General features: G+C 65.3%; 1 protein-coding gene. It reads left to right on the top strand.

Annotation, left to right across the window (positions count from 1 at the left end; translation table 11 throughout):
* Positions 1 to 375 precede the first annotated feature (375 nt).
* On the top strand, positions 376 to 1088 hold a 713-nt coding region (locus HC022_RS27065), incomplete at its 3' end, for a TRAP transporter substrate-binding protein (protein WP_167454436.1).

The following is a 1088-nucleotide window of genomic DNA, read 5'->3' as shown; positions in this document are numbered from 1 at the left end:
CGGATCTCGCGGTCGGCGGTGGCGCGGGACTGCGAGGCGACGACGAAGGCGATGGCCGCCGCCGACAGGATCAGCGGCGCCGAGGTGAGCAGAAAGAGCTTCTGTCCGTAGCTGATGCGAAAGCGTTCGAGAATCGCGGCCATGCTCCTCGATAGTCGGTGATTCGGCCCTGATGAAACCACGAAATGCGCCGCTGCCCCAACGGCATCACGCCCGAAAACCGCCGCGTTTCGGGCGTTTTCGGGGCGAAATTACGGCGCATGTCCGTAGCACTGGGTATTTCCGCACGGAGAATCACAATCTAGTGTGGCTGCACTTCACGATCCGCGCGTGCCGGAGGAGAGGCGCGCGCAATAATACCATGGGAGGATATTCATGGATCGTCGTTCCTTTCTGAGGGCCACCACTGCCGGTGGCGCTGCTGCTGCCGCGTCTGCGCTTGCCGCTCCGGCCTACGCGCAGGGCAAGCGCACCCTCACCCTCGTGACAACCTGGGGCCGCGGTCTCGCCGGTGTGCACGACAGCGCCCAGTACTGCGCAGACCAGATCACGGCCGCCACCGACGGCGAGCTGACCGTCGAACTCAAGGCGGCGGGCGAACTCGTCGGTGCCTTCGAGGTCTTCGACGCGGTCTCTGCCGGCCAGGCCGACATGTACCACGGCGTCGACTACTACTTCCTCGGCCAGCACCCGGCGCTGTCGTTCTTCAGCCAGGTGCCGTTCGGCATGAACTTCATGGAATACGCCAACTGGTACTACCACGACGGCGGCCTGGAGCTCTGCGACGAGCTCTACTCGATCTTCGGCCTCAAGGCCTTCCCCGCCGGCAACACCGGCCCGCAGTCGGGCGGCTGGTTCTCCAAGGAGATCAACTCGCCCGAGGATTTCCAGGGCCTCAAGTTCCGGATGCCGGGCCAGGGCGGCCAGGTGCTGGGCAAGCTCGGCGCCTCGGTGCAGAACCTGCCGGGCGCGGAAGTGTACCAGGCGCTGTCCTCGGGGGCGATCGACGGCACCGAGTGGATCGGTCCGTGGGCGGACGAGAAGGCCGGCTTCCAGGAGATCACCAAGATCTACTACACCGCAGGCTT

It is taken from the genome of Salipiger sp. HF18, from assembly GCF_011806505.1.
Lineage (GTDB): Bacteria > Pseudomonadota > Alphaproteobacteria > Rhodobacterales > Rhodobacteraceae > Salipiger > Salipiger thiooxidans.
The sequence above is the reverse complement of the archived record's forward strand: the minus strand, read 5'-3'. Positions and strand labels throughout refer to the sequence as shown.